Origin of the sequence: Marinigracilibium pacificum, from assembly GCF_012926615.1 — a bacterium.
Lineage (GTDB): Bacteria > Bacteroidota > Bacteroidia > Cytophagales > Cyclobacteriaceae > Mangrovivirga > Mangrovivirga pacifica.
In genome coordinates, this window is record NZ_JABBNU010000009.1 from 136,689 (window position 1) to 162,142 (window position 25,454).

A 25,454-nucleotide genomic window follows, 5' to 3' on the forward strand; every position below is an offset into this window, starting at 1 on the left:
GCTTTTATTAATTAATTTGAACAAGAGAGCCTTCGATCTTTGCAATCCCACTTGTTTTAAACTCTGCTCCTGAACTTCCTTCGCAAACAACATTTGCAGAGGCAGTAGCATTAATATTTGTGCCTTCTAAATTGATATCTCCGCTTGCGGTAATATTCACATCACCGGCACTTTCTATAGTAATACCAGAAGAATCCATTAGGATGCTATTCCCATTTTCATCTGATACTGTTATTGATCCGGAATCATCATTTAACTCAACTTTATTCTCATTTGGAGTAATGATGGTTATCACTTTTGTATCATCGTTAAAAAGAATTTTCAACTCACTTTTAGTTATAAATCCCTTTTCGCTATTTTCTTCAGTTGCTGTGATTGGCGCAGGCTTTGCACTACTATGAAGCATACCAAGAATTATTGCATATCTCGGGTCATCATTAATAAACCCTACTACTACTTCATCATCAACTTCCGGTCTAAAAAAGGCTCCTCGATTCTCACCGGCATCCAAACTTGATACCCTTGCCCATATACCTTCATTTTCAGCATCAATGATCGGTAGTCGGACTTGCACTCTGTCTTCACCTTCCGGATCATCATGAATAGCAGTAACTACTCCAATATGTAAACCTTGAATAGAAGGCAGCATTGATGCTGAAGGCTTGGCCATTACATTATCATACTTTTCAATCAACCATTCCTGAGAAAGGCCAACTTCAATATCCGTATACCAAGAAGAGTCTAAGCCATAATGGTGTCCAACTGAAGAGACGAAGGCAACACCATTAAATCTATCTCCAAGTCCTCCTAACTGCACGACATCTCCTGGTTTAACTTGAGAATAACCTATGATCCGTAACCTGCCTCTTACCTTTGCTAATCGACTTCTTAAAAATCGGGCATCGGAGAGAGACTGAAGCTCCTCAGGACTTACTCTTCCACCATGCTGTTGGGGTAATGCTTCCAAACCAATGACATCTGATAAATCACTTACCGAAACATTCCCGGTACTATCCAGCATTGGGTCAGCACCTTCAAAAGAAACAATTTCTTGCTGAGCATAGTCCCACGAGTTACTTGTGATGCCCCCAAACTGATCTCTTGCATCCATGCAGGCATCAAACTCTTTTATATTCTGTCCATAGACCAGATCAAGGACCGGTTCAGATGAAAGATCCGGTGATTTGATAATTACAGCACCATCATCAACAAAAACCAATTTACCATTTGCCTCAGCGCGAGTAACCATGAAATCCCAATCTGTACAATAATACTGTACCATTTCAGGATGATTAACCGTCATTGATTCGACATCCGGGTCTACATCATATTCACCTAAAATTTCTTCAATTATATCACTATCGGTAACTTCTTGAAAGTATCGGTTCTTTCTTCCGATAGTCATTTTTATGGCAATATCTTTTAGTTCAATTATTAGTTGAGAGGGTTCATCTTCTCTGGTCTTGATTCCATGTTTTATTAGAATCCCTTTAAAAACTGTCTCGATGTTATCGCGATAACCAATTTTTATTTCGATTTCATTCCCGGGAAGAAATTCATCCTGATTGCTTGATGGAAAATCTTCAGCAGGAATATTTCCATCCTGCAAAGTCAATCTGGCACTGGAAATCTTATTAACTGATTTAGTAACACTGATAGACTCTACTGCAAAATTATCAGGTAATTCCGTTCCATTTGAAAAGATGGAATAAGAAACTACATCAAGAACGGTTTCGTGTATATTTCTTGAAATCATTTCTCTGTTTTATCTAATGGTGGCAAAATCAATTCAGTCCCTGCCGGAATACTCCTGAAATTTGTCAGATTGTTAACCCTCGCTATTTCCAGGTAATATTTTGGGTCACCATAAACTTCTTTAGAAATCATTGGTAGAGTCTCCCCATCTTTTACTATTCTGGCATGAGTTAAATCAGCAGAAAACAACTTATCAAAAGCAGCTTGTAATATTCTTGGCTCATCGCCTTTAAACGTTGCATTTATCGTCGCTCTTAAAGGACGCCCCAAAGAATTAAAGAGGGTATAATCAATTGTAGCATTAACAAGTCGGCAATCAAAGATAAAAGTCCCCCATACAAGAGTGAGCTTTGGAGGTTGATGTTCATTCGGATCTCTTGAATGGGTCAAAGCAAGAAAGAGTTCGATTTGGACATCCACACCATCAAGTGCTTTTGCAGCTTCCCCCTGGATTGAATTAATCGATCCTCCTGTAGCATCAAAAAGAAATTCAAAACTAATTTCATCACCTTCAATTCCTTCAAAAGACAATTCTTCCCCGGCATCACCCGGAACTTGTCTTCTTTGGTATCTTGTTCGAATACTTTTAGAAAACTTTTCGGGATTATACATTACTGGGAAAGGAACCGGTATCCCTTTCATTAATCCATCATCATCTGTAGCAAATGACAGAATTAACATTTTAGCAAGTTTCCCATCAAGTAATCCCATTTATCTTTCGTTTCTTTCGTTAATCATTTTCATCAATTGATCAATCCTGTCTTTTAGTGCCCGCACTTGAGAATTGCTTGCTCCTGAAGACATCATATTATTTCGTTGTGGCTGTTCACGCTCAACTGTAGCCCGAATCACCAACTCTTTAATTTCAATTGGCATATGCGATTATTTATTCACTTCCATTCTTACAAAATATTGAAAAGCCAATTCGATGGTTTCGGCAACAATTTCGTTTCCCTGGGCATTAAAACCGGAAATAGACCATTTAACAGGATAGGCTTTAACAATATTCCATGCTTCGAGTGGCTCGTGATCTGCATTTAATAATGTGACAACAATATCTTTCGGGTCAAAATCAAACGACTCGACTGCATCTCTAAACCACCCTATTAATGAAGATCCTACCAGCATACCTCTTTTCAAAATGAGTTTTTCGTAAGTAACACGATCCGGTAGTCTATGGACAAACCGGTTTTCTCCACCTTCGTTGTAGGTATATTCACCTACCGAAGCATTTAATCCGGAAACCTCCTGAAAATTTATATCCCGGTCGCCAGTTGTAAGGCCGTCTATATCAACCCGAAAATGAAAACTTACCGGTGGATAATAATTGGCCATGGATTAAATATATTCTACTGTTAATCCTTCGTGAGCCAATTCTATTGACTCTACCGCTACTTCATTACCGGTTGAATTCAATGAAGGTCCTTCTACCTTTGTTGGAAAAGCAGCTTTGATTTTCCAAACAGTAATCGGGTCATGTTCTTCATTCAGAAGGCTCACAGTAATATCTCTTCTCTCGATGCTATTCAAAGAAACAGTATTGAGCCACTGAAAGAATTCATTATCTGACTTATACATACCTCTCTTAAGAGTTATGTTAGAAAATTGAGCCATTCCAGGCATTTTTGTAACCTGAGTTTCTTTAGCATTTCCTTCTCTGTAGTCTATAGTCTGAAGTTCTACGGTAAGTCCTGAAACTTCTGTAAATCCAATTCTGGTACCGCCCCATTCCACTTGAAAATGAAATGATGATACTGGATAACTTTCTGCCATGATTATTAAATTTTAGTTGATTTTTTAAATATTATTTATGCTTCCTGAAGCTTATGAGAAAACTTAAGAATGATAAATTCAGCTGGTCTGACTGCTGCCATTCCAATTTCTACATTCATTCTACCTTCCAGAATATCCTGGGAAGTCATTGTTTCGCCAAGTCCGATTTTCACAAAGAAGGCATCTTCAGGTTTTGCTCCTGCTAGTGCGCCATCACGCCATAAACTAGTCAGATAATTCTCAATCATTGCCTTAACCCGAACCCATGTTGTTGCTGAATTAGGTTCAAAAACCACAAATTCAGTTGCTTTTTTAACAGACTCCTCAACGGTGATATATAACCTTCGAACAGGAACATATCTCCATTCATTGTCATTACCAGCGAGAGTTCTTGCCCCCCAAACCAAGATTCCTTTACCAGAAAAAGTTCGGATTACATTGATAGATTTTCCTGTTGAAGCATCAACATTCAGACCTGCTTGTTGTTCATGGGTTACTTTTACAGTTGGTGCAGTTACAGAGTTTAAGCTTACATTGGCCGGAGCTTTCCACACTCCACTGTTTGCATCAACTCTCGCATATACACCTGCAATGGCTCCAGAAGCAGGTAAAGTCATAAATTTCTTTTTGATTTCTGCTTGAAAACCTCTAAAGATCACCTGATCTGCAGTTTCTACTGCTGTAAGCGTACCTGTATGGTTAGTCGGAGCAGGTACCGGTGCAGTACCATTAATTGTTATGTTGTGAGTAATATTTGAATTATCCTTATCAGTGACATAATTAAGTGATGTTTGTAAAGAAGGATAATAAGCTGCACCATATTTTAAATAGTCCATACCCAATTCACCTCTAAAGTCAGTGATACCTGTCGCAGTACCATTATCAAAAACATCACAAATGGTAAATCTATCCTGAAGCTTATTGCACATTGCCAAAGCATCCTTTACAATCGAGCCATATGCTGTTTCATCAGCAAGACTTATTGCATCAGGAAAAACATATAATGTAGGCTCATCAACTTTCTCCGTGGCAGCAATTCCACCAAGTAAACCTACTTTCGGATCAGCAGTTCCAGGAGCAACAGTTCCTCCGGAATAAGCTCCCACTGAAACAATGTAGCATGGACCTCCTCCATTATTAAAGTATAGTTCTAAACTATGATAAAGTTTAAATATACTTGCTGTGGGGTCATCCACAGTGTATGTTCTTGTTGTTAAAACTCCATCAGTATAGATATCATCCAAAGTCAAAGTAAAACTTTGAGGTGGAGCTCCGCCGAATTTATCTATATATTCAAGCAATGATGTAATTCTGGTTGGGGTATTGAGCAACGTCGCATCTTCTGTATACCCGATGAAAGCAGGAATTGCAGTTTCTACACTAGCAATCGATGCAGGTAACGTTGATATTTCTTCTATATAGACCCCCGGGGTTTTTGGTGGTAACATATTGATATTTTTTAAGTTTTATGATTCTTGTAGTTTATGAGAGAATTTCAGAATTATGAACTCAGCTGGCCTCACAGCTGCCACGCCAACTTCAATGATTAATCTGCCTTCCAGAATATCCAAAGCTGTCATAGTCTTACCTAAGCCCACATTAACAAAAAAGGCTTGTTGCGGAGTACTACCTGCTAAAGCACCTGCACTCCAAAGCTGAGTAAGGAAATTCTCAATCATTGCTTTTAACCGTGTCCATGTAGCTTGTGTATTTGGTTCAAAAACAGATGGTTCAGTAGCTTTCTGAATTGACTCTTCCATGAAATTGAAAAATCTTCTTACTGGAACATATCGCCATTCGTTATCATTACCAGCAAGTGTTCTTGCTCCCCAAACCAACGTTCCTTTACCTGCAAAAGGCCTGATAGCATTTATTGATTTCCCTGAAGTAGCATTTACATTTAGTTCTTCCTGCTCAGCATGTGTTACTAATACAGCAGGTTCTTTGACTCCATTGACACTTACATTAGCCGGTGCTTTCCAGACACCTCTGTCTCTGTCAACACGGGCATATATACCTGCCATACTTCCTCCGGGATATAAATCTAAAGTGTATGTAGTATCGAGCTTTTTCTTAATATCATTGTACAGTGTTGTATCTGCAGCAACTCTTTCTAATGTAATTCCTGATAATTCAGCAGCTACACCAGAACCACTATCAGTATATAAAAAGTCAAGTTCTCCGGCTGCACCTGGATTAGTTGCTCGTATTAAAATTGTATTTCCAGACTGATCAATTACTTCATAATTCGCACTGGCAGCATTAGTTATAGCTTCTGCTAATTTTGCAGCAGTTTTATTTTTACTTGTATCCTTGTCAAAATCAGTTCCTTCGGTAAAAGTATCTGTACCTATTTGAAATACATCATTATCAATGTTAGCATTATTAGTAATCACTATCTTACCGAGAGCATTTTGTTCACCCAGAGGGATAACACTTAATGAGAAGTTATGAAATGCCCCACTTCCTGCTCCACCTCTGTTATCGGTTATAACAAGAGCATCTTCATCATAATACCTGACAAGTGTAGTTTTTAATGATGGGTAATACGCCATCCCATATTTTAGATAGCTCATTCCTACATCATTATTTCTAAATGCAGTAGCATCCTGAAGAACAGTATTTGAAGTAACAACAGGCACATCCATTATTGCCACTCTGTCTTGTAGCTTATTACATTGATTAAGTAATGCATTGTTGATATCAGCCCTATCTCCAGCGCTGGTAAACATTACCGCTTCAGGAACAAGCAATATTGTAGGTTCATCTTCTTCTTCCAGTTTATTAATTGCAGCAAGGATTTTTCCTTTATCAAAGCTTCCGTCTTCCTGGTATGAGTCAACAGAAACTATATAACAAGGCCCTCCGCCATTTATAAAGTACATTTGAAGCTGATAATAAAGTAAATACTTGGATAATCCCCCGGCAGGATCAGCAATCGTAATATCTGTAATAGTTGGGTCAACACCATTTACTGTTAGTGTTATGCTTATTGCTTCTGCCTTACTGACTCCAAATTTTTCACGATACTCTAATAATGAAGTAATTCGTACTGGTTTATCAGTAGAGTGTAACTCCGTGTATCCGACAAAAGCCGGGATGGCCGTAGCCACAGGAGCTACAGAAGCTGGTAGGGTAGATATCTCCTCTACATATACTCCCGGAGTTTTATAATTTGCCATAGTATTTTAATGTTTGTTATATAAAAACATAAATTTCCGAAGCTAAATCACCAGCTTCTTCCTTGACTACACCACTATGAAGCGGATTAGGTAAATCACCTAAAACCGGTTTTACTAGTGCATTTTTTTTTAATTGTAGTTTAACCTTTGGTATTTCATAAAAAGGTATTTCGGCATCAGATTTAAAAACAATGGTATCTAAACCATTCACTTTTATATCTGCACTAGGTACGGTCCCCACCACTATGAAATTATTAACAACATAGGCTGTAGTTGGAGAGCCAGCATCGTTGATACTAAATGTATCCAGATTGAAATTATGATTGTTGCTTTTATTTACTACCAGATATTTCCAAAAGGATACCTTTCTGCTAAATTCTATGGCATATTCCTCAACATCATCATAGATATGATCCTGAGCTGTATCATAAATGATGTCAACAATTCCATTGATATCCTTTCCTGCCATATCTTCATCTAAATAGACTTTAACTTCCTGAAGCTTGGTCGTGTCTCCTGAATTCCAGATTTCAATGCGATATTTCCCTTTTGGGCGATCTCTTAAATCTATTTGCTGACTGTATGAATCATTATCTTGTTTAGAAACAGTTATTGTATCCGGAAAAAGATTTCCGTTTACATCCTTACCGATAGAAACCAAAGTATTATTTGTTTCTTCAAAAACCCGAAACAAAACCTGAGTTGGTGATCCCGATAGACTAAAGGAATAGCTAAATAATCTTGATTGAATAAAGTCAATTAACTCAAACTCTAATGGTTCGGGTGTAGCAGGATTTATCGATGCTGCTGATGGGTTATTTTTGAAATATAATATGTTTGACGAAGAATACTTTTTTGCTGGAGATTCATCCAAATCAGTAATATTTAAAAACTGATTTTTATTATTTAGAGACAACTCAAAGGTTAGACGAACATCTTTACCTAAATCTACAAAAGGAGTTGTTTCATCATCTTCAGTTCTATACAAAACTGTTACACCCTTAGAGGTATGCTTAAACAACATTCGTCCCCCTTTTAAGAGTTTAGTTGTTTCTAAAGAAGGAAATATATTCACACCCTGTGCAAGACCATTTTCATAAAAGTCATGCTTTATGCTTAAATTAAATAGACGGGTGTATAATATATTCATAGCTTATTTTCCAGATGAGTTAATTCTAATTTTTTCAATTGGTAAATTAATCTGCTGAACAGCCTGCTCTTGAAATCTAAGAAGTCTTACCTTGTAGAGTACCGAAGGGAGATATTTTGTACCCAGAACACTCCAAAAGTTGTATAACTGCTCAAAAGAGTAAGAATATAATTCAACTATCAATTTTTTCAGGTTAGGGTCCCTGTCAACCATAGCAGGAGAATTTTCTTGTGTAAAGACATTTTTGCTTTGAAAGAATGAAATGACATAAGACAATTGTTTTAAGCCTTCCACATAATCATCTTCTGCAGAATCCTGTTGCTTATCTTGAAAATTGGCTGAAATAAGAATGTAAAGATTCAGTTTAATTTCAGGGTTAATATGCTCAGTTTGACCATCATTGTTTATAATGGTTGTTTTTTGATCTTTAAAAATTCTTTCCTCTTCGATATTAATTAATGACATACCCAATGCCATATCAGGAATCACCACACCACTACTCTCAGTAGCCACGTTTGTGATAAATACCCGGTTTTCATCCGGATCACCAGTTTTTAACTTTAGATAATCATTAAGTTCAGTTGTCAGAAATTGTAGCGCGGTGTGCAGCATAAACCCTTACTCCCAATGTTTTAATTAATTGATTTTCCAAGTTCCAGTCTTTCACAAGGATATTCAATCCCCATTTATGGCTATTTTGGAGAAACCAATTATCACGCCTCTAAAAAATAACATCTAACTAATTAATAATCAATAACATGAAATTAAAGCCAATACACTTTTGAAGCATTCTTAATTAATTCGGCTGTATTCTTTACCTGGAATTTTTCTATCAAATTTTTCCGGTGATTAATGGCGGTATGTTCACTTATATAAAGTTTATGCGCTATTTGTTTAGCTGAATAACCGTGAGCAATAAGCTTTAAAACCTGTAACTCCCGACAAGAAACTTTTTCTGAAGGCGGTTTTTGAAGGTTTAATTGAATAACCTCATTGTCATCACTTCCAGAATTTGACATTTTATAATTTAAATCAGTTTCTTGACTTCCAAAGTGATACCTTTTCGGGTATATTTTCAGGTTTCCAAATACCTTAGCTGGTTTCTTTTCCTCATCAAAATTCAACAATATCAGGTCTACCAGCAATTTGACATAATGCCCATCGCCATGTGTAATTCTAAGGTGACTGGTAAGACAAAGATTTTTATCACTACATGACTGATTCTTTTTAATATCAGTTAACCCTGCAGCATATTGGCTAAGAAGAATAGAATAATCAGAAGGGTGAATAAGAGCAATAAACGCACTTACTCCTCCACTCATCAATTGCTGAGGATCATGACCTAAAATCTTTGTAGAGGAATTACTAATGAATAAAATCTGGCTGGTACTTAAATCACATAAGAAAAATACAACGGATGAAACTTCATCAAATGGACGCAGGTTTTCTCTTGAAAGAAGATCGGAATGAGAAATAAACCGAAGGTTTTCTTCCTGTTCTTTATATAAATACATAGTCGTGTGGTGTTGGTTTCTAACTTTTTACATATTGATTGCCATAAAAAGGGTGCATTAGTGACTAAAACATGTAGTTGTCATTAAAAACCTTCAATCAAGACTTTATACAGAATCTTCTTCCTGATTATTAGCACATCAAATGAATAATTGCTAAACAAATGGAAATAATTGGGCCGATATTTTTTCTTTCTTTATGATAAAATTTGAGCAATAACTTTCCATAAGCCGATGTGGCAGATATGATTTCTAAACCCAAAGATTAATTCGCATAGCTTACTAAAGATACCGATGCCCGGCAATATGAAGCAATACCCAAGCTTGGGTATTGTTAACTAAACCCATTTGTTGCTTAAATCTGAAAACGAAGATTTAAGTAGAATAAAAATCAAAAAAGCCGGTCATACGACCGGCTTTTAAACTGTGCTTACTTAAAACCCTTTTACAGATAAATTAAATTCACTATTGAAAAAACTTCTCTGCACAAAAGGTAAAACCCTAATAAACATAATCACAGCACATTTTTATACACATAAAACACAACTATTACCCTATCTAATTATAAAGAAACCCCTCTTTTCCATGGGATAAAGTCTTCCTGTTGAAGCTCCATTGCCTTGGTTAATTTATTCCCACTGGCTACTTCTATAATCAGGTCGACTAATTCATCACCCATTTCTTCAATAGTCTTCTTTCCCTCAATAACAGGTCCGGTATTAAAATCAATAATATCTGGCATTTTAGCAGCCAGCTTTGTATTACTACTAACTTTGATTACCGGGGTTATCGGATTACCAGTTGGAGTACCCAAACCTGTAGTAAATAATATGATATTAGCACCAGACCCGGCCAACCCAGTTGTAGACTCGACATCATTTCCCGGAGTACATAATAAATTCAGGCCTGGCTTTTTAACATATTCAGTATAATCCAGAACATCTCTAACAGGTGAGTTCCCTCCCTTTTTGGCTGCTCCGGCAGATTTCATTGCATCTGTTATCAATCCATCTTTGATGTTACCCGGAGATGGGTTCATATCAAACCCCGAACCAGAATCAACAGCAGCCTTTTCATAAGTACGCATCAGGTTAATGAATTTATTTACATTTTCATCATCATCCATCCTGTTAATGAGTTCTTGCTCTACACCACATAATTCCGGAAACTCTGAAAGAATTGCCTTACCTCCCAATTCAGAAATTACATCGGAAACACGTCCTAGCGTTGGGTTTGCTGATATACCCGAAAACCCATCTGAACCACCACATTCAAGACCAATTGACAACTTACTTAATGGTGCTGGTTTTCTTTCAACCTTATTAGCCTCCATTAGACCGTCTAATGTCCGCGAAATTGCTGCTTTCAACAATTCCTCTTCCGTACCAACCTCCTGCTGATCAAGAATTATTAGTGGCTTTTCAAAATCAGGATTAACTGCTTTTAAACTATCTTTAAAAAGCTTGATTTGGGCATTTTGGCATCCAAGACTAAGAACAGTAGCACCTGCAACATTCGGATTATTAATATACCCCGACAATAGCCTGCACAAAACTTCAGAGTCTTGTCTGATACCGCCACAGCCTCCTTGATGTGTCAGGAACTTCACTCCATCAATATTTTCGAATACAGGCTTTTCAGATTGAATTTCAGAATATTGCGCATTGCCATTAGAACCATTTTGACCGACAACGAGTTCGTTTAAAAAATTGACATACTTATTTTCCTTTTCATAACCTAAAACTCTATAGAAGGCAGCTTTAAGAATTTCAATGTTCCTGTTCTCACAAAACACTAATGGAAACACCAGCCAATAATTAGCCGTTCCTACCTGACCGTCATTTCGGTGATACCCCATAAATGTACGTCCCTTCCATTTGGTAATATCAGGTGCTTGGTAAGTACTTTTTGAATCTGTTTTCCCTGTATATTCTGAAGCACTATGTTTTATATTATTAACTGTTAGTGCCCCTCCCTCCTTTATTTTTTCTTTTGCCGTTCCTACCAGAACACCATACATTTTGATTTCATTACCTGGCTCCAAATCCGTTAATGCAAACTTGTGTTTTGCCTGCACATTTTCAAGTAAAGTGTAAGACTTGCCATTCACATCAACTTCAGAACCTTTTGAAAGGTCTGTCAGGCAAACAGCAATATTATCTGACTTATTAATTGTAATTGCCTGTAACATGATTTAATTCTTTTATAGTTTTCTGAGCTCCATTTTCAATAATTAATTCTAATGATCTGGTTACAGATTGAACAAGAAGGTCTTTGTTAGTCAGTGAACGACTCCAGAAATCTTCATTCCCCAGAACCATTTTGACAAGGTTTTCAGGAGATGATTCCGGATCAAGTCCACTGTAAAATTCAAGAACATTAGCATCATCATTAAGAAAACTATGCTTACCCTGCATGCCTTCCATATAAAATCTGATTAAGCCGGCAAATCCCAGGCAAAGCAATTCTGGTGCTTCACCAGTCTTATTAATATAGTCTTCAATTACCGGAAGTACTCTGACCTTAAACTTAGACATAGAATTTAACGCAATAGATTTTAGCTCATGACGAATAAATGGGTTTTGAAATCTTTCAATTACATTATTTGCAAACTCTTCTAATTCCTCCCTGGGTAGATCAATAGTTGGAACGATTTCATTAAAAATCACCTTCTTAACAAAATCACCCATAAACTCATCTTCAACAGTTTCTTTAACAGTTTCCAAGCCATACAATAACCCTATCGGAATCATGGTTGTATGTGCACCATTCAGAATTCTCACCTTTCTTGTCCGATATGGTGTAAGGTCTTCTACGAACTTCACATTAAGACCACTTTTACTTGCGGGAAATATATCTTCCAAAGCTTTAGGCCCTTCAATTACCCATAAATGAAAACTTTCTGAAGCAACTACAAGATTATCTTCAAATCCAAGGTCTTGTTGGATCTGTTTTATTTCATCTCTCGGAAACCCTGGCACAATTCGGTCAACCAGTGTATTTCCAAATGAAACTGACTCTTCAATCCACCTTTGAAATTCTACAGGCAGAGACCAAAGGCCGATATAGTTCAATATTGCTGCTCTTAGTTTATCTCCATTTCTATCAATTAATTCACACGGAATTATTGCCAGCGTCTTACTTTCAATTTCATTTAAATGCTGATATCTATAGAATAAAAATTGTGTAAGCTTACCCGGAAAAGTTATTGCCAATTTACCCTTATCAGGTACATCCTCATTTTGAAAAACAATACCTGCTTCAGTAGTATTTGAAATGATCAGCTCCAGTTCTTTTTCAACTGCAAGTTCAAAAAATGCCTTCTGATCATTAAATGGATTTACACATTGTTGAATACAACTTATTAACCTCGATTCATTTACGATATTTCCACCTGATATTCCGCGCATTAAATGATGGTAAAGGCCATCCTGATCATCAAGCATATCGACCATACCGTTTTCGATAGGTTGTACAACAGCTACTCCAGCATTATAACTAATCTCATCATTGAGTTTTTGAATCATCCAATCAGCAAATGCGCGAAGAAAATTTCCTTCACCAAACTGAACAACTTTAACAGGTAGTGTTGCATCCAGATTAGCTGTAGATCTATTTAATTTTTTCATGGTCATTTCATTTTTATTTGAATAAATCAGGCAACCACATACTCAGTTCAGGTACATATGTTACTAACATAAGCACGAGTATCATCACTATATAAAGTGGGATAAGTGGCTTTAGTACCTTTTCAATAGTGGTTTTTGCTACTCCAACCCCAATAAACAAGACTGAACCTACCGGTGGCGTCGCCAGACCAATACATAAGTTCATCACCATGATTATTCCAAAATGGATTGGATCGATACCAATGCTTTTCACGACTGGCAAAAAGATCGGAGTGAAGATCAACACAGCCGGAGTCATATCCATAAATATGCCGACGAACAACAATATCAAATTGATAGTCAGAAGAACAACAAACTTATTTTCACTCAACCCGAGTAACATGTCACTGATAGTTTGAGGAATATCTGCATATGACATCACCCACGACATGCTCATAGAAGTCCCAATCAATAGCATAACAATTGCAGTGGTAGCTACAGAATTAAGGAATATAAGCCGCAGTTTAGAAAGCGATAATTCTTTATATATCAAGGCAAGTATTAAAGTGTATAATACTGCAATACCAGAAGCTTCCGTAGCAGTAAATATTCCTGAAACGATCCCCCCTATAACTACAACTAGTAAAAATAGACTTGGTAATGCATCAAAAAATGTCTTGATCATTTCTTTGAAAGGCACTCGTTCTCCAGTAGGGTAGTTTTTTCTTTTTGCCCAAACACCGGCAGCAACCATAAGTGCCAGACCTGTAATAATTCCGGGGATATATCCTGCGAGAAATAATGCCGCTATAGATGCACCTCCACTTGCTAATGAGTATACAATCAGAACATTTGAAGGCGGGATAACTAATCCTGTTGTGGAAGAAGTAATATTTATCGCAGCACCGAATTCTTTAGAATAACCTTCCTTTTCCATTCTTGGGCCAAGAATACTGCCCATTGCTGAAGCAGCAGCTGCGGCAGAACCTGAAATTGCCCCAAAAAGCATAGCCGCAACGATATTTACGTAAGCTAATCCTCCTGGTAAAGAACCAACCAGCGCCTTTGCAAACCTTATCAATCGATTTGCTATACCTCCCTGATTCATTACCTGACCTGCCAAAATAAAAAACGGAATGGCCAGCAAAGCAAAACTATCGAGTCCAGTAGCCATACGCTGGGCAATGGTGGTAAATGATGGGATCGGAGAAATAGATACAAGCATTGTCACCAAGCTAGCCAGACCAATACTCCATCCTACCGGCACACCAATTGCCAATAGTAACAAAAAAACACAAACTAAAACGAGGATTTCAACTAACATGCTTACCTCCTCTCAGTTCAAGAATTTCTATAAGCTTATAATAAATTACCAGTAATCCGCTTAATGGTAACACCATGTATACCCATGCCAGGGGAATCCCCAATGCAGGACTATTCTGACCAAGAATACTTGTTATATAAACCAGTCGTGTGCCCCCAATAACAAATACAGTGATAGAAAATACTATTATAAGTAGATTAATTACAACTTGTAATTTATCTCTGTTTGGTTTTTCAAGTGAGTCCGGAAAAAGTGTAATTGCAAGATGCATCTTTTGACCAGCGGCATAAGCTGCTCCAAGCACTCCAATCCAAATAAGACAATACCTGGATAATTCTTCAGTTACAGAACTTGGAGAATTCAAAATATACCTGGAAAACACCTGCCATAGTACAGCCAAAAGCATTACTGCCAGCATTCCAATCAAAAAACCGCTTAATAATTTATCTACCTTATTTTTCATTTCTCATGTTTTCTATTTGGGTTATCAGTCCGGCCATTTTTTCATCCTTTTTGTATTCATCATACATCTCGTCAATCCTGTCTTTGAATTCTGATTTTTCAGGATAGATCACTTCTACTCCGGCTGCTTGAACTACTCTCAATGCTTCTTCTTCAGCTTCCATCCACAGCTTACGTTGATACTCAGTGGACTCATCAGCAGCTTCCATTAGCCATTGTTTTTCTTGATCATCCAGAGAATTCCAAACAATTGTAGACATTATCAGAACATCGGGTAACATCGTATGCTCGTCGATTGTATAGAATTTACAAACCTCGTAATGTCTGGAAAATTGAAAACTCGGTGGGTTATTTTCAGCACCATCAACAATACCTTGTTGTAGAGCGGTATAAAGTTCTCCCCATGAAATCGGTGTTGGAGAGCCACCCAATGAACGAACCATATCCATTGCAGAGACGCTTTCCATCACTCTTATTTTCAACCCATTTAAATCAGACGGATTGTTAACTGGTCGAGCTTTAGTATAAAAACTTCTGCTTCCGGCATCATAAAATGTGATCCCCTTAAGCCAAAATTCCTCACTTTCAGAAAGAAGCTCTTGACCAACTTCACCATCAAGTACTCTGAATGCATGGTCTCTGTCTTCGAATAGAAAAGGAAGGCCAAAGATTTTCATTCCCGGAGCAAAATTCTCAAGAGTCCCGGATGAAACTTTAGTCATCCCAAGACTACCGATTTGTAATAACTCGACCAATTCCCTTTCAGAACCAAGTTGCTGACCCGGATAGATTTTAATCGTGAGTTTACCATCGGATTTTTCTTTTAATCGGTCAGCCATATAAACCATCCCTTTGTGTACAGGATGACTCGTGTCCAAAGCATGACCAAGCTTGATCTCTCTTTTGTCGCCAGTCCGGTCACAGCCGAATTGAAAAATGGCAAACGATAAAATCAGGGTTATATTTAGTATAATTTTAGATCTCAAAACCGAAGTATTTTTCTGCATTTGCATAACATATATTTTTCACAATGCTACCTATCCAGTCATAATCAATAGGGAGCTCTCCATTAGTCATATCATTTCCTAACAGATTACATAAAGTTCTTCGAAAATATTCGTGACGTGGATATGAGAGGAAGCTTCTAGAGTCTGTTAACATTCCGACGAACTGGCTTAAAATCCCCATATTAGATAAGGCATTAATCTGCTTTTCCATTCCGTCTTTCTGATCAAGAAACCACCATCCGGAGCCAAATTGCATTTTTCCTGCGACAGTACCATCTTGAAAATTCCCCATCATTGTAGCAAAAATCTCATTATCAGCCGGGTTTAAATTATAAACTATGGTTTTTGCTAAAGAATTTTCTTGATCCAGCCTATTGAAAAATTTTGACATCGCAACTGCATGAGAAAAGTCTCCGATTGAATCTACTCCAACATCAGCTCCTAATGTATCTAAAAGTCGTTGGTTATTGTTTCTGATGGCACCAAGATGAAATTGTTGAGTCCAACCCTTTTCATGATACATTTTACCAAGCTGATTCAAAATATACGATTTATATTGGTTAGCTTCTTCAATTGATACTGGATTTCCATTTAATGCTTTATCAAGGGCCTTACAAACAACAGAATCATCAAAATCTACCGCATCAATATAGTTCAGTCCGTGATCTGACAATTTACATCCTGCGGATTCAAAATAATCAACTCGCTTGCGTAAAGCATCAATAAGATTCTTTACTGAAGAAATTTCTATACCTGAAGCCTGAGATAATTTGGAAATATACGAAAGGAAAAAATCTCTATCATCGATACGAAGTATGTTATCTGGCCTGAAAGTTGGATAAACTTTGACCTCATAACTATCTGCCTTCAGTTTCTGATGATAAGACAAATCGTCAGTTGGATCATCAGTTGTGCAAATGACACGGACATTCATCATTTTAGGAATGCCTCTTGCTGAAAAGTCAGCAGTAGCTAATTTTTCATTACACATTTCATATATCTTCTTAGCAGAGGATTCATTCAAATATTCATCAATTCCGAAGTATCTGTTCAACTCCAGGTGAGTCCAATGAAATAAGGGGTTTCTTACAGTCATCGGTACAGTTTTGGCCCACCACATAAACTTTTCTTCATCAGATGCACCTCCGGTAATATATTTCTCATCCACCCCCATTGTTCTCATGGCTCTCCATTTATAATGATCACCATACAACCAGATCTGCGTAAGATTTTCAAACCTGTGGTCATTCCCCAATTGATCAGGCGGTAGGTGACAATGGTAGTCAATTATTGGTTCGTCTTTTGCAAAATCGTTGTACAACCTTCTGGCATGCTCTGATTGCAATAAAAAATCATCATTTATAATAGTACCCATTTCCTTCTATTTAATTTCCTGAGCAATTTTTACTGCATTGAGCATATCATTTTCCAATGCATCCCAGTTACTGTTTTTTAAATATTCTTTATTAAATAATTGAGACCCCATTCCAACACAATACACTCCTGCATCAAACCATTCGGCAAGACTTTCTTTTGTTGGTTTTACTCCTCCTGTTGGCATGAGGTCAATATGAGGAATCACTGACTTTACAGATTTCACAAAGCCTGAGCCGATGACATTTCCCGGAAAAAGTTTAATTAGATCTGCTCCAAGGCGATTTCCCTTAACCACTTCGGTCAACGTTCCACATCCGGGAGTCCAGGAAATATTACTTTCTTTACAAACTTCAGCTGTTTCTTCATCTAAAATAGGAGCGACAATAAAATCCACTCCGATTTTGATATAATCCAAGGCAGTTTTTGCATCTATAATTGTTCCTATACCTAATGCCATATCAGGGAATTCACTTCGTGAGTTTATCAATTCCTTCATTACACCTAATGCTTCAGGACCACGATTTGTAAATTCAAAAGCTCTTAACCCAGCTTTATATGCAGCCTTCACTACATTTATTGTTACATCTTTATCTGCATGATAAAAAACTGGAACTACTCCGGTTTTATCAATATGTTGTTTTACCAATTCCGAATTCATTATCTGCTAATTTTAGATTTATTTCCTAGAGCAATTGATTCCACCTCACTGAAATCTGAAATGAGAAAATCTCCGGGAATAGAATGTTTTAGTGCCGATGCAGCTACTCCAAGATTTATGATCTGATCAAGTGGTTTTCCAGAGGAAATGCCATGAATTATTGCAGCTGTCATTGCATCGCCAGCACCAACTCTGTCAACAATATTTTTCACCTGAATTCCTGTAGACAAATACCCTTTTTCACCATCAAAGCCATAAAGTGAAATGTAATTTTCCGAAGCATCAACAGTTCTTCTAATAGGTATGAATACCATTTTTAACATTGGAAAGGCATCGAGAATATCTCCAGCCATCCGGTCATAATTTGTACGAATAACTTCCTCATCAATATAATCTATATTCAATCCCAGCATCTTCCTGGTAGCTTCTTCATTTGTTATGATTATATCAGATTTGGCAACCAATTGAGGGCACACTTCGATTGGATCTTTTCCCCATTTCCAAAGATTCCCTCTATAATTCAGGTCAACAGAAACTGTAATTCCCTTATTGGAAACATGTTCTAATGCTTTTTTGGTTGACAAAAAAGAGCTTTCTGTCAATGCTGGAGTGATCCCACTCCAGTGAAACCATGAAATATTCTCATTAATTAATTCCGGCCAATGCCAATTATCCGGATCTTGTATAGAGAAAAGACTTCCCTGCCTGTCATATGTCACTTTTCCTCCTCGTGTTCCGGTACCAGGCTCAAGAAAATAAAGTCCTATTCGGCCATCACCTTTAGATATATTTTTAATATCAACATTCAAACCACTTAACTTATCAGTAACCATCTTTCCCAAATCATTATCAGGAACAGCGCTTATCATTTGCACCTCATTTTTCCATTGTGAAAGGGCAACAGCCACATTAGCTTCAGCTCCTCCAATATTTATTTCAAGGCTGGAAGTTTGACTCAACCTTTTAAACCCCGGAGGGCTAAGGCGAATCAAAATATCTCCGAAAGTGGCAAATCTTAACATATCATCATTTTTATTATTGTTCCTGTCAACCTGGATTGATCTTGTGTGATAAATTTACAAAATATTTTCCGTGTACGTTAACGGTATCACACAAATTTATTATATTAACCGTAAATTGCAAGTAGAAAACTGTGTAAATGAAAAAAAAATTAACAATAAAGGATATTGCCGAGAAGGCTGGAGTATCTATTGGGACAGTTGACAGAGTTTTACATAATCGTGGTGATGTAGCAGCCAAAACCAAAGCAAAAATTTTAAAAATTGCTGAAGAAAACGACTATAAAACCAACATTTTCGCCCGAAATCTCAAGTTAAGTAAAGAATATACTATTGCAACAGTCCTACCTGCCGGAAATCAATATTGGGAACTCCAGCACATTGGCTTTGAACGTGCTTCTATAGAGTTTCAAGATCAGGGTATAAAAATTAAAACATACGAATACAACCCAAAAGATGAAGATGCCTATATAAAGGCATTGACACAAGCTATAGAAGATGAACCCAGTGCTGTAGTACTTGCCCCGGTTTCAAACAAAATCACTCTTGATTTTCTTAGCAAATTAGACGAATCGGGTACTCCCTATGTCTTTGTAGATACCCAGCTTAAGGATTCTTCCCCACTTAGTTTCATCGGACAGGACTCTTTCTTGAGTGGTCAATTAGCAGCTAAACTTTTATGCTATGGACTAGATCAAAAGCCTAAAAACCTGTTTATTTTATATCAGGAAAGTAACCTTCACAATAAATCAATTACTGAAAGAATAAGAGGTTTTGAAACCTATATCAACAAATATAATGATGCAAATATCCAGATATATAAATTAGTTATTGAATCTGAAGATGATTACAGCTCTCTTCTGGAGAAAATTGAAAATGCAGGTGAAGTTCAAATCTTCATCCCAAATTCAAAGGCATATCAAATTGCAGATTTCATCGGTGACAAAAATTTAAATTATCGATTACTCGGATATGATTTAACTGAAAAAAATGCTGATAATGTAAGATCAGGTATTATAGATTTCATCATAAATCCCAGACCTCAACTTCAGGGCTTTCTTAGTGTCCAAACATTATATAAACACTTAATATTAAACCAAAAGGTTCCCGAAGTACAATTTATGCCACTTGACATTGTCACAAAAGAAAACTTAAATTATTACGACTTGTCGAATGCCTGAATTATTACTACATAACGTCCAATTTCATACTAATTTATTGAAAACTGTAATGATTATTGTTACTCTGTTTTCATTAAATACCACTATAACTTTTGCACAAAGGCCCTATACCCCAAATATCTCGGATCCGATGCTCGAAGCATGGCGTTTTGTAGAATTTAATGAATTAGATGGAAAAGGGGTCAGGTGCATCGCATCTTCATCGATCAATAACAACATATGGTTTGGAATCGACTCAGGTATTGTTAGATATGACGGATATGACTGGGAGTACTTTACCGTTAACAATGGGTTTTATAGCGCTCCAGTCCAAAAAATCCTTGTCACAGACAAAAACGAAGTCATAGCTGGCTCTCCTAAAGGCCTATTTAAATATGATAATGGAAAGTGGAGAAAGATTTTTACGCTTGAAGGTGCCGCAAACTTAAGTTTTAATGCAATTAAGGAGTTATCAAGTGGCACAATCGCATGTGCCACAAACATTGGATTGATTATCGTAGCATCAAACAAAATTTATCTGGTTACAAGTCAACTAAACTGGAAAAACCTGAGCAATGACCAGGTAAATTTTAACCATGTAGTTTTGCCTGAAGAACTTCTTCCTTATGGAGTAATGGATAATTTCTCAGATGTATTCGAGTTATCCAATGGTAATTTATGGTTAGCTACAACCTATTTACTTGATGATGAGATTGGTGATGTAATTACTATTTCAGAAGAAGAGATTCTTTCAAAAAAGCTCATAAACTATAACAGGTTAAGTAAGTATTACGACCTTGAATTCGGATATGAGCAAAAAATTTTCAAAGAAGATAATGGCGCTATATGGATTATAAACAAATCTAATCGAATTCCTGCAGCTAGATTTGAAGAAGGAGAATGGGAATATATTTCCTATGGAGAATATTTCGGTGATGATGAATATTCCGAGTCAATTATACAAACTAATGATGGTACAATATGGATAGCTGGTATAGGAAACTTATATAGTTTAAATAAAACCGGCTCCTGGAATAAATACTCATTTCAAACCCTTAATATACCTCAAGGCCATATCGGATTACATACAAACTCCGGTTCTGAATTATGGTTATATGGCAAACAATCTACAGTAAACCTTGTAGACCTTTCATTTGAAAAATGGATGACTATTCAGGATCTGAATTACCAATGTCAATTTAGTAATCAAAAAGAATGGTATTTGAGTTTTAATGGTACAGTCGTAAGTCACCATGATCAACAATGGTCTGAATATGACGCATCATCAAATTTAATACAACACCCGGTAAGTTTGTTTTCAACTTCAGATGATCATTTATGGGCCTTGGGATCTGATAAAAATGTAGCTAGCGTTGGATATCTCCAAGGCGATAAATGGATCAATTTTCATCTGGATTCATTATCATGGGGCGTTGATTATCGTGCCTTTCTTGAAGCAGAAGACGGATCTATCTGGATTGGAGCAAGTCCTGATGTTTATTTGAATATAGGTCAAAGAGGTGGACTGGTTCAAATTATTAATCCATACAGTGATTCTCCACAAATAATATATCATAAAGCCAGAAAGAAAGGTCTTGATCAATTAAATGTATATGGTATTGCTCAATCTGACGATGGAACCATTTGGATTGGAGGATCTTCGCTCTTCTCTTATAATGGTAAAAAATGGACAAAAACTGATAACCCAGGATTAAGAGACTTTGTTAATAATATTAAATTCAATAAGGAAACCGGTCTGATAGTTGGATCTCGCCAGCATGGATTATTTGTGTTTAACAACAATTCATGGCAAAATTTCCACATTGGAAAAGGACTTATCAGTAATAATATCATCGATATAACAACAGCAAAAAGCAGTGATGAAATCTGGGTAGCTACAGATAAAGACTTCAGTTATTTTAATGGAAGCTCATGGATCAACAAGGTGTTTCCGGATGATCTCACATTTACCCACGAAGGAGGGTCAATAAAGCTTACTCCTCAAAATGATGTCTGGATTAGCAGATCTTTAAGAGCATGGAAAAGGAGAGCGTATACGGGAACCAAGCCAAATAACATTGTCAGGGAAAACTACCTCACCCATCGGTACAGACGTGATAAAATAGCACCCGAAACATATATTGTATCATATAACAAAAATGTAGACAAGGCCGGAATCACAACAATATTTTGGTCTGGCAGACATTTTTTTAATAGAGAAAACCTGGAAGACCTTTACTTTTCCTACAAAATTAATGATGGGGAATGGTCACCTTTTTCGCATAACACAAACCACACATTTACCGGACTATCAGATGGTGATTATACCTTTGAGGTACGGGCAATGGACAATGACGGAAATATTGATTCTACTCCGGTTTCTATAACTTTTGAAGTTGCTCCTCCAATTTGGAAACAACTTTGGTTTATCGCTCTGATCCTTACCTTTCTAGTTACTGTTGGTTTCTACCAATATCAAATTATTAAAAAGAGAAAAGACCTTGAACACCTTAACAATTCTTTGACAAGAGCAAATCAAGATCTGGAGATACAAAATGATGAAATAGAATTACAGAAAGATAACCTTCAAAAACTGGTAGAAAAAAATAATGAACTGGCATCAGCCAAACTAAGATTCTTTACCAACATCACTCATGAATTCAGAACGCCACTAAGTCTTATTCTGGGTCCAATTGAACAGCTTATAAATGAAGATTCAAAAGAAAATTCAAAATCCGACTCATACAATCTAATCAAAAAGAATGCCCTCAGACTTCATAGACTAATAAACCAATTGTTAGAAGTCAGACGGATTGAGAGTGGAAACTTACAACTCAACTTGAATAATCAGGATATTATTTCTTTTGCCAGGGAAGTTAAAGACCTTTTTAATAATAAAGCAAAGGGAGATCAAATAAACCTGAATTTTCAAAGTGACTATAAGGAATTGGAAATGAATTTCGATCAGGATAAAATCGAAAAAATCTTATTTAATCTGTTATCTAACGCTTTTAAGCATACATTGAAAGGAGGGACGATATCTCTAAATATGCTCAGGCCAGATAACAACAAGAAGAACTACATAAAAATTGAAGTAAGTGATACTGGCGAAGGAATAGATGAAAGTATAAAAGAACTTATTTTTGACCGCTTTACAGTAGGCAACAGCCTTAATGAAGAAGCAGATGATAGTAGTGGAATAGGCCTGTCATACATTAAAGACTTGATCGAATTTCATAAAGGCACAATTGAAGCCGAAAGCCAAAAAGGTATAGGCACAAAATTTACAGCTTACATACCAACCAATTTAACTATTGAAAAAACTGATGAAATAGTCAATTTCAATATCTCAAAGACAATTGATGCTAAAATTATGGCAACAAAATCCTTGCTTTCGTATCAGGTAGAAAACCTAAAAGAAGATGGAAAAATTGTTCTTATTGTTGAAGATCATAAAGACATGAGGTTTTTCATTGCCAACTTACTAGCACAGGATTATAGAATAATTACTGCGTCTGATGGGTCTGAAGCATTAAAAATCCTTGAAGAAGAATATGTTGACCTAATAGTAAGCGATGTAATGATGCCTGAAATTGATGGTATTACTTTTTGTGAAAAGGTAAAAGCAGATCCTGCCACAAGTCATATACCAGTTATACTTCTTACTGCCCTGGCTGTTGATGAAAAGCGCATTGTAGGATATGAATCCGGCGCTGATAGTTATCTGGTAAAACCATTTAATCCCGAATTATTAAAAGCAAGAGTTAAAAATTTACTTGATGCTCAGGAAGATCTTAAATCGAAATATTCTGAAGACCTACGCTTTAAACCAAAAGATGTAGTAGTAACATCTGTAGATGAGAAATTCATGGATCAGTTAGCTTCATTAATGGAAGAAAACATTAGTGAATCGGGATTTGATGTGGCCAGTTTATGTGAAATGATCGGAATGAGTCATATGCACTTCATCAGAAAGGTAAAACAGCTAACGGGTAAGAAACCACATGATCTGTTAAAATCCTTCCGGTTAAGCAGAGCAAAACAACTGCTAAGTCAAAATAAAATAAATGTTTCTGAGGTAGGATATATGGTAGGATATGATGTTCCAAATTCATTTACAAGAGCCTTTAAAAAAGAATTTGGACTTTCTCCTTCCCAATTTGCCCAGGAAAATTCCCAGGAAATTGACTCTTAGAAAAAGCCCAAATTCAAACCCAAATAAACAAGAACCTATAACCTATTATCTGATGTTTACTTCAAGTGGATTGTTTAACCTTTCCACTTTATCATCTAGATATTTTATAAATTCCTCTTTTGTTTTAATTCCATTATTTTCCTGTTCCCAGGCACCTAATAGGTAATATTTCACTTTATTAGAAGGTTTAAATTCAATCAGATGATCATAAGCACCATCTTTAATTTCACTTACCTCGTTTGTATTATATAGAATAGCCATTCCCAGGTTATCATCTGCAAGGCTCTGTTTACCAAATGTTGCAAGATAGGCCCAGCCATTTGAGCCAACTAATGATTCAATTTTCTCTCCATTTTCATGCTTAACAATACCAGTACAAAAATGATCAATTGGCTTACTGAAAGAAACACTATGGCTGACTGCTCTCTCCCCTGACTTAATATTCATAAAAGATTTTAAGTCAACCTTTGATTCTCCGGTCTCCCAGCCATAATAAAACGTATTGATTCCTGACAACAAATGTTTTTCATTATCAACAAAACAAACAACAGAATCGGTTCTTTGAAAATGGACAACACTATCTTTCAGTAAATATCCGATGGAACCAATACCCAAAGATTTTCCTGCTTTCAGGATATCCATGCCCCAGTCTGAAGGCTCGTGATAAGAATCAAATCCATCTTGACCAACTTCCTGTAGAACCAATGAGTCTACCTTTTTGCCAAAAATGTCAACAGCGTTTCTCCAATCCAGATAAAAACGGTAACCAACCTTTTCACTTTCCAGGCCAGGCCCTTCATATCGGATAAACCAGGAATGATCAGTGTGCTCAGGCGGAACAGACAAATGACTCACATTTTGAAATTTACCACCTTCATACTCTCGGTCATTCCATTCCCCTCCTATTTTATGGGAAATCTCCGCTTGAGTATATTTAGGCACCGAACTTTTAACAAGGCTGTTAAGATCTAAAGTCTTAGTTTCATTCCCTTCCAGATGAATCTTAAAAACCAGTTTATCAGCCTGACCATTATTATCCTCATCAATAACTTCTATAATTTCACCCTCAGTCTTAAATACTCCTTCTTTAAAATTGGAATCCTCACTAATATTAACTTCAATTACTTCTGCACGAGCTTTTTTTATTGGATTGACAACTGTAACAGAATTACCAGACTCACTTTCATTATCTTCCTTTTTTGTTTCACAACTACTTGTCAGAAGTAAAGAAAAAATCACAGCCGAGTAAGTAACAATATCAAATCTCTTCATG

Annotated in this window: 21 protein-coding genes; 2 read left to right on the top strand and 19 right to left on the bottom strand. The window is 36.6% G+C overall.

Features of this window, described 5'->3' with window-relative positions:
- Positions 1–7: 7 nt before the first annotated feature.
- From vgrG to HH304_RS14905, 18 genes are all read right to left on the bottom strand, one after another.
- Entirely contained in the window at positions 8–1,756 is a 1,749-nt protein-coding gene (gene vgrG / locus HH304_RS14820) for a type VI secretion system tip protein VgrG (RefSeq protein WP_169683020.1), read from the bottom strand.
- The gene (locus HH304_RS14825; protein WP_169683022.1) at positions 1,753–2,466 is read right to left on the bottom strand and encodes a CIS tube protein; all 714 of its coding nucleotides are present in this window, start codon (positions 2,464–2,466) and stop codon (positions 1,753–1,755) included. The genes vgrG and HH304_RS14825 overlap by 4 nt, the downstream gene beginning before the upstream one ends.
- Entirely contained in the window at positions 2,467–2,631 is a 165-nt protein-coding gene (locus HH304_RS14830) for a DUF5908 family protein (RefSeq protein WP_169683024.1), read from the bottom strand.
- A 6-nt stretch (positions 2,632–2,637) separates the two neighbouring features.
- The gene (locus tag HH304_RS14835; RefSeq protein ID WP_169683026.1) at positions 2,638–3,090 is read right to left on the bottom strand and encodes a phage tail protein; all 453 of its coding nucleotides are present in this window, start codon (positions 3,088–3,090) and stop codon (positions 2,638–2,640) included.
- Positions 3,091–3,093: 3 nt separating this feature from the next.
- Positions 3,094–3,528 carry a phage tail protein gene (locus tag HH304_RS14840; protein ID WP_169683028.1) on the bottom strand — a complete coding sequence of 145 codons (435 nt, stop codon included), beginning with the start codon at positions 3,526–3,528 and terminating at the stop codon, positions 3,094–3,096.
- Positions 3,529–3,563: 35 nt separating this feature from the next.
- A complete protein-coding gene (locus HH304_RS14845) occupies positions 3,564–4,976 on the bottom strand; it encodes a phage tail sheath family protein (protein WP_169683030.1) in 1,413 nt (470 codons plus the stop codon).
- An 18-nt stretch (positions 4,977–4,994) separates the two neighbouring features.
- Positions 4,995–6,710: a phage tail sheath family protein gene (locus HH304_RS14850; protein ID WP_271711636.1), complete on the bottom strand. Its 1,716-nt coding sequence runs from the start codon at positions 6,708–6,710 to the stop codon at positions 4,995–4,997.
- A 16-nt stretch (positions 6,711–6,726) separates the two neighbouring features.
- Positions 6,727–7,860, bottom strand: a complete 1,134-nt coding sequence (locus HH304_RS14855) for a hypothetical protein (RefSeq protein ID WP_169683032.1) — start codon at positions 7,858–7,860, stop codon at positions 6,727–6,729.
- A gap of 3 nt (positions 7,861–7,863) precedes the next feature.
- Positions 7,864–8,472 (bottom strand): DUF4255 domain-containing protein, encoded by a 609-nt coding sequence (locus HH304_RS14860; protein WP_169683034.1) that lies wholly within the window; start codon positions 8,470–8,472, stop codon positions 7,864–7,866.
- Between the two features lie 152 nt (positions 8,473–8,624).
- Positions 8,625–9,374 carry a response regulator transcription factor gene (locus HH304_RS14865; protein WP_271711637.1) on the bottom strand — a complete coding sequence of 250 codons (750 nt, stop codon included), beginning with the start codon at positions 9,372–9,374 and terminating at the stop codon, positions 8,625–8,627.
- A gap of 559 nt (positions 9,375–9,933) precedes the next feature.
- Positions 9,934–11,562 (bottom strand): UxaA family hydrolase, encoded by a 1,629-nt coding sequence (locus HH304_RS14870; RefSeq protein WP_271711638.1) that lies wholly within the window; start codon positions 11,560–11,562, stop codon positions 9,934–9,936.
- The gene (locus HH304_RS14875) at positions 11,540–13,000 is read right to left on the bottom strand and encodes a tagaturonate reductase (protein ID WP_169683036.1); all 1,461 of its coding nucleotides are present in this window, start codon (positions 12,998–13,000) and stop codon (positions 11,540–11,542) included. The genes HH304_RS14870 and HH304_RS14875 overlap by 23 nt, the downstream gene beginning before the upstream one ends.
- Positions 13,001–13,013: 13 nt before the next feature.
- Positions 13,014–14,303 (bottom strand): TRAP transporter large permease, encoded by a 1,290-nt coding sequence (locus HH304_RS14880; RefSeq protein WP_169683037.1) that lies wholly within the window; start codon positions 14,301–14,303, stop codon positions 13,014–13,016.
- Positions 14,293–14,766 carry a TRAP transporter small permease gene (locus tag HH304_RS14885; protein ID WP_169683039.1) on the bottom strand — a complete coding sequence of 158 codons (474 nt, stop codon included), beginning with the start codon at positions 14,764–14,766 and terminating at the stop codon, positions 14,293–14,295. The genes HH304_RS14880 and HH304_RS14885 overlap by 11 nt, the downstream gene beginning before the upstream one ends.
- A complete protein-coding gene (locus HH304_RS14890) occupies positions 14,756–15,751 on the bottom strand; it encodes a TRAP transporter substrate-binding protein (protein ID WP_271711639.1) in 996 nt (331 codons plus the stop codon). The genes HH304_RS14885 and HH304_RS14890 overlap by 11 nt, the downstream gene beginning before the upstream one ends.
- Positions 15,741–17,147, bottom strand: coding sequence for a glucuronate isomerase (gene uxaC / locus HH304_RS14895; protein ID WP_169683043.1), 1,407 nt, complete (start codon positions 17,145–17,147; stop codon positions 15,741–15,743). The genes HH304_RS14890 and uxaC overlap by 11 nt, the downstream gene beginning before the upstream one ends.
- Positions 17,148–17,153: 6 nt before the next feature.
- On the bottom strand, positions 17,154–17,807 hold the full coding sequence (locus HH304_RS14900; protein WP_169683045.1) for a beta/alpha barrel domain-containing protein: 654 nt from the start codon (positions 17,805–17,807) through the stop codon (positions 17,154–17,156).
- A complete protein-coding gene (locus tag HH304_RS14905) occupies positions 17,807–18,829 on the bottom strand; it encodes a sugar kinase (RefSeq protein WP_169683047.1) in 1,023 nt (340 codons plus the stop codon). Before HH304_RS14905 ends, HH304_RS14900 begins: the two co-directional genes overlap by 1 nt.
- Positions 18,830–18,966: 137 nt before the next feature.
- Here HH304_RS14905 and HH304_RS14910 point away from each other — a divergent pair, with 137 nt between their 5' ends.
- Together HH304_RS14910 and HH304_RS14915 are read left to right on the top strand one after the other, a co-directional pair.
- Complete coding sequence (locus tag HH304_RS14910) at positions 18,967–20,007, top strand: substrate-binding domain-containing protein (RefSeq protein ID WP_169683048.1); 1,041 nt, start codon at positions 18,967–18,969, stop codon at positions 20,005–20,007.
- Entirely contained in the window at positions 20,000–24,181 is a 4,182-nt protein-coding gene (locus HH304_RS14915) for a hybrid sensor histidine kinase/response regulator transcription factor (RefSeq protein WP_169683050.1), read from the top strand. The genes HH304_RS14910 and HH304_RS14915 overlap by 8 nt, the downstream gene beginning before the upstream one ends.
- A 45-nt stretch (positions 24,182–24,226) precedes the next feature.
- On the opposite strand, the gene HH304_RS14920 is transcribed toward HH304_RS14915, so the two are convergent.
- The gene (locus HH304_RS14920) at positions 24,227–25,453 is read right to left on the bottom strand and encodes a DUF4861 family protein (protein WP_169683052.1); all 1,227 of its coding nucleotides are present in this window, start codon (positions 25,451–25,453) and stop codon (positions 24,227–24,229) included.
- Between the last annotated feature and the right edge of the window lies 1 nt (position 25,454).

Coding starts and splice junctions, on each gene's coding strand:
- vgrG (WP_169683020.1), bottom strand. CDS start 1,756: ATGATTTCAAGAAATATACACGAAACCGTTCTTGATGTAGTTTCTTAT.
- HH304_RS14825 (WP_169683022.1), bottom strand. CDS start 2,466: ATGGGATTACTTGATGGGAAACTTGCTAAAATGTTAATTCTGTCATTT.
- HH304_RS14830 (WP_169683024.1), bottom strand. CDS start 2,631: ATGCCAATTGAAATTAAAGAGTTGGTGATTCGGGCTACAGTTGAGCGT.
- HH304_RS14835 (WP_169683026.1), bottom strand. CDS start 3,090: ATGGCCAATTATTATCCACCGGTAAGTTTTCATTTTCGGGTTGATATA.
- HH304_RS14840 (WP_169683028.1), bottom strand. CDS start 3,528: ATGGCAGAAAGTTATCCAGTATCATCATTTCATTTTCAAGTGGAATGG.
- HH304_RS14845 (WP_169683030.1), bottom strand. CDS start 4,976: ATGTTACCACCAAAAACCCCGGGGGTCTATATAGAAGAAATATCAACG.
- HH304_RS14850 (WP_271711636.1), bottom strand. CDS start 6,710: ATGGCAAATTATAAAACTCCGGGAGTATATGTAGAGGAGATATCTACC.
- HH304_RS14855 (WP_169683032.1), bottom strand. CDS start 7,860: ATGAATATATTATACACCCGTCTATTTAATTTAAGCATAAAGCATGAC.
- HH304_RS14860 (WP_169683034.1), bottom strand. CDS start 8,472: ATGCTGCACACCGCGCTACAATTTCTGACAACTGAACTTAATGATTAT.
- HH304_RS14865 (WP_271711637.1), bottom strand. CDS start 9,374: ATGTATTTATATAAAGAACAGGAAGAAAACCTTCGGTTTATTTCTCAT.
- HH304_RS14870 (WP_271711638.1), bottom strand. CDS start 11,562: ATGTTACAGGCAATTACAATTAATAAGTCAGATAATATTGCTGTTTGC.
- HH304_RS14875 (WP_169683036.1), bottom strand. CDS start 13,000: ATGAAAAAATTAAATAGATCTACAGCTAATCTGGATGCAACACTACCT.
- HH304_RS14880 (WP_169683037.1), bottom strand. CDS start 14,303: ATGTTAGTTGAAATCCTCGTTTTAGTTTGTGTTTTTTTGTTACTATTG.
- HH304_RS14885 (WP_169683039.1), bottom strand. CDS start 14,766: ATGAAAAATAAGGTAGATAAATTATTAAGCGGTTTTTTGATTGGAATG.
- uxaC (WP_169683043.1), bottom strand. CDS start 17,147: ATGGGTACTATTATAAATGATGATTTTTTATTGCAATCAGAGCATGCC.
- HH304_RS14900 (WP_169683045.1), bottom strand. CDS start 17,807: ATGAATTCGGAATTGGTAAAACAACATATTGATAAAACCGGAGTAGTT.
- HH304_RS14905 (WP_169683047.1), bottom strand. CDS start 18,829: ATGTTAAGATTTGCCACTTTCGGAGATATTTTGATTCGCCTTAGCCCT.
- HH304_RS14910 (WP_169683048.1), top strand. CDS start 18,967: ATGAAAAAAAAATTAACAATAAAGGATATTGCCGAGAAGGCTGGAGTA.
- HH304_RS14915 (WP_169683050.1), top strand. CDS start 20,000: ATGCCTGAATTATTACTACATAACGTCCAATTTCATACTAATTTATTG.
- HH304_RS14920 (WP_169683052.1), bottom strand. CDS start 25,453: ATGAAGAGATTTGATATTGTTACTTACTCGGCTGTGATTTTTTCTTTA.